Origin of the sequence: Brevundimonas sp. (assembly GCF_036399195.1) — a bacterium.
Lineage (GTDB): Bacteria > Pseudomonadota > Alphaproteobacteria > Caulobacterales > Caulobacteraceae > Brevundimonas.
Genome location: NZ_DASWNO010000215.1, coordinates 1 through 4,068, shown reverse-complemented (window position 1 = coordinate 4,068; position 4,068 = coordinate 1). Strand labels below are relative to the sequence as shown.

Below are 4,068 nucleotides of genomic sequence, written 5' to 3'. Positions count from 1 at the left end.
GCGGCGTCGCCGATGTTCTCGCCCATGGTCAGGCCGGGGTTGATGGTGAAGCCTGGCAGCGGCTCGAACTGGGCGTACTGCTCGCCCAGCCGCTTCGTCAGGCCGTCGAAGTTGGCGCGGTCTTCGGGCGTCCACCAGCTGCGCAAGACGCCGTCTCCGTCGGACTTGGAGCCCTGGTCGTCGAAGCCGTGGCCGATCTCGTGGCCGATGACGCCGCCGATGCCGCCGTAGTTGACCGCGGGGTCGGCGTCCGGATCGAAGAATGGCGGCTGCAGGATCGCGGCCGGGAACACGATCTCGTTGTTGGTCGAGTTGTAGTAGGCGTTCACCGTCTGCGGGGTCATGCCCCACTCGGTCTTGTCGACCGGGTCGTTCAGACGGTTGAGCTGATAGTTCCAGCGGAAGAGCCCGGCGCGCTCGGCGTTGCCGAACAGGTCGTCAGGGCGGATCTCAAGGGCGGAATAGTCCCGCCACTTGTTCGGATAACCGATCTTGACGGTGAATTTCGCCAGCTTCTCGGCCGCCGCCGCCTGGGTCGCCGGGCTCATCCATTCATAGGTGCGGATGCGGTTGCCCAGGGCCGTGCGCAGGTTGGCGACGAGATCCTCCATCTTGGCCTTGGAGTCGGCGGGGAAGTATTCGGCGACGTACTGGCGCCCGATCGCCTCGCCCAGCATGCCTTCGGCGAAGCTGACGCCCCGCTTGTCACGCGGCCGCTGCATCGGCTGGCCGCTGAGATCCCGCGAGCGGAACTCCCACTGGGCGTCGGCGAAGCGGTTCGACAGTCGTGGAGCGGCCTGGTCGGTGGTGTGGAAGGCCTGCCAGGCCTGGATCACCTCGATCGGCGTCTCGGCGTAGATGGCGGCCATCTTCGGCAGGGCGGTGTCCTGACGCACGATCAGGCGTGGAACCTCCCCGACACCGACGGCGGTGTAATAGTCCTGCCAGGGGAAGCCGGGCGCGTCCTCGGCCAGCCGGGCGATCGTGAATTCGTTGTAGGTCTCGTCGCGGTTGCGGTTCTCGGCGGCTGTCCAGTGTGCCTCGGCGATGCGGTTTTCGAACGCGAGAACGTCGGCGGCGGCTCGCTCGGGGTTTTCCCAGCCGATCATGCCGAGCATGCGGGCGACGTAAGCCTGATAGAGGGCCTTCTTCGACGCCCAGCGCTCCTCCAGATAGTAGTCGCGGCTGGGGAGGCCGAGGCCGCCCTGGCTCGTCGTCACGACGTAGCGGGTGGGGGCCTTCTGGTCGGCGCCGATGCCGGTGCCGAAGATGGAGGCGCCCAGGCGGCCCTGCATCTCGCCCATATAGACCGCGGCGAGATCATGGGTGTTGGCCGCGCGAATGGCGGCGAGATAGGGCTGCAGCGGCTGGGCGTCCAGCGCCTCGATCCGCTCCACGTCCATGTAGGACCGGTAGGCGTCCGCGATCTTCTGTTCGTCGGATCCTGCGGTCAGGTCGGTGCGGGCGCTGAGGTCCTCGACCATCGCCTTCACCCGGTTGTCTGACAGTTCGCGGAGCAGGGCGAATGAGCCGTAGGAGGTGCGGTCGGACGGGATCTGCATCCGGTCCAGCGCCGCGCCGTTGGCGTAGCGCATGAAGCTGTCCCCTGGGTTGACCGAGGTGTCGCGCCCGTTCAGGTCGACGCCCCAGGTTCCGTACTTCGGAGTTTCGGTCCCCTGATAGCCGAGGATCGTGGCGCCTTCCGCCGGCGTCTGGAACAGTTCGACGATGGTGCATCCGTCGTCGATGCAGCCGTGATCGTGACCGTCGGCCGTTTGGGCGGATGCGATGGAGGCGGGCAGCAGCAGGGCGCCGAGAGCGGCGCCGACCAGCAGACGTTTCATGGATTTCCTCGACTTCGCTTCCGTTCCGGACAGCGTCGGGCGCGACCCTACGCCTCGTCACATGACTGTCGCCTGAATTTTTTGTCATGATCGACGGAAATCCAGACAGGACGGCGTTTCAGCCTGTAGGCTGAGCCGTCAGGGAGAGCGGATGACGGGTCACGGGGCCGGCGGCGAATACAAGGATCTGGTCGTCTTTCTGGCCGCGGCGGGCGTCATCGTGCCGCTGTTCAACCGTCTCAGGATCAGCCCGGTTCTCGGCTTTCTGGCGGCGGGCGTGCTGCTGGGCCCGCACGGTCTCGCCCGACTGGCCGACGAGGCGCCCTGGCTCTCGTGGCTGACCATTTCCGACGCGGCCCAGATCCGGTCGCTGTCGGAACTCGGCGTCGCCTTCCTGCTGTTCATGATCGGGCTCGAGCTGTCGTGGGAGCGGCTCAAGGCGATGCGCCGGCTGGTGTTCGGTCTGGGCTTGACCCAGGTGGCGGTCTGCACCGTCGCCCTCGGGGCCGTGTTCATGCTGATGGGCCAGCCGCTGGTGTCCGCCGCCGTGCTGGGCATGGGGCTGGCGCTCTCGTCCACCGCCGTGGTGATGCCGGTGATGGCCGAGCGCGGCCGGATCACGACCGCCGCGGGCCGCGCCACCTTCGCCGTCCTGCTGGCGCAGGACCTGGCGGTCGCGCCGATCCTGATCACGGTGACGGTGCTGGCCGCCATGGCCAACACCGGCGCCACGCCGGCGGGAGAGTTCGATCCATCCGTTCTGGGACCCGCCCTGTTCACACTGATTCCGGCCGCCATCGGTCTGGCGCTTCTGGTCATCCTCGGGCGGCTGGTGTTGCGCCCGATGTTCCGTTCCGTCGCGAAAGCCAAGGCGCGCGGGCAGGGGCAAGAGATGTTCATCGCCGCCAGCCTGCTCGTGGTCGTCGGGGCCGGCCTCGCGGCGCAGGCCGCCGGCCTGTCGATGAGCCTCGGCGCCCTGATCGCCGGCCTGCTGCTGGCCGAGACGGAATTCCGGCGCGAGGTCGAGGTTTCGATTGAACCGTTCAAGGGGCTCCTGCTCGGGGTGTTCTTCGTCGGGGTCGGGATCGGGCTGGATGTGGACGCGGTCGTGGCCAATCCATGGGGCGTCTTCGGCCTGGCCGCCCTGCTGACCCTGCTGAAGGCGGTGCTGATCTACGGCGCGGCGCGGGCGTGGAAGCTGGGACCTCGCACCGCGATCGAGGCGGCGCTGGTGCTGGGTCCCGCCGGCGAGTTCGCCTTCGTCATCCTGGGCGCGGGGCTGGTGGAGGGCATCGCCTCGCCCGCCTTCACCCAGACCGTGCTGCTGGCGGCGACGCTGAGCATCTTCAGCATTCCTTTGATGGCCGCGCTGGCCGACAGGCTGTTGCTGCGGGCGAAGGCCGAGAGGCCGGACCTGCCGAACGAGGCGATGTCGCCGGTGGCGGAGGAGGGGCAGGTTCTGATCGTCGGCTTCGGCCGCGTGGGCCGACTGGTCAGCGACATCCTGAAGTCACACGAGCAGCCGTTCCTCGCCATCGACGCCAACGCGGCGACAGTGGCCAAGGGCCGGCAGGAGGGGGCCAACGTCTTCTACGGCGACGCCGGTCGGGCCGAGATGCTGGCCCTGTGCGGCATCGAAACGGCGCGGGCGGTCGTGGTGACCATGGACAGCCCGGCCAAGGTCGACGAGGTGGTCAGGGCGGTGCGCGCCATAAGGCCCGACGTCGGCCTGATCGCTCGGGCGCGCGACGAGAAGCACGCGGTCCGTCTGTACCGGCTCGGGGTCACGGACGCGGTGCCGGAAACCACCGAGGCCAGTCTGCAGCTGGCCGAGAACACGCTAGTCGATCTGGGCGTCCCCATGGGTCTGGTGCTGGCCTCGATCCATGAACGCCGCGACGGGTTCCGCAAGATGTTCCAGGAGGCCATGCCCGAAGGCGACGGCCCGCGCCGCCCGCGGGCGCTGCGCTCGACACTGCGTCGCTGAGCCGCACCGCGCGCGGGTCCTGCGGGCCGGGGCTCGGGCCGCTGGTCAGGCGCGGATTGGCCCGCTACCCCATTTTGGTCATCGTTGCGTGATGACTGCGCGAATTCGCCTCACAGGCGAGCCGGGCCGAGCGCCCGCCGTCTCACCGCTCTTGCGTTCAGTTTCCCGGCGGATGTCAGCCGCCGTCCAGTGAGTATTTTTTCGATGCGAGATATCGCCCAGACGTCCTCCCCGGCC

2 protein-coding genes are annotated in these 4,068 nt (G+C 68.3%); one reads left to right on the top strand and one right to left on the bottom strand.

The window, feature by feature from the left end; translation table 11 throughout:
* A partial coding sequence (locus VGB60_RS09635) for a M13 family metallopeptidase (RefSeq protein WP_331038046.1) occupies nt 1–1,844 on the bottom strand: 1,844 nt, incomplete at its 3' end.
* 151 nt (nt 1,845–1,995) lie between these two features.
* Here VGB60_RS09635 and VGB60_RS09630 point away from each other — a divergent pair.
* Nucleotides 1,996–3,831: a cation:proton antiporter gene (locus VGB60_RS09630; RefSeq protein ID WP_331038045.1), complete on the top strand. Its 1,836-nt coding sequence runs from the start codon at nt 1,996–1,998 to the stop codon at nt 3,829–3,831.
* Nucleotides 3,832–4,068: the final 237 nt, after the last annotated feature.

Excerpts from the sequence above, each read along its gene's own strand:
- VGB60_RS09630 (WP_331038045.1), top strand. The coding sequence starts at position 1,996 with ATGACGGGTCACGGGGCCGGCGGCGAATACAAGGATCTGGTCGTCTTT.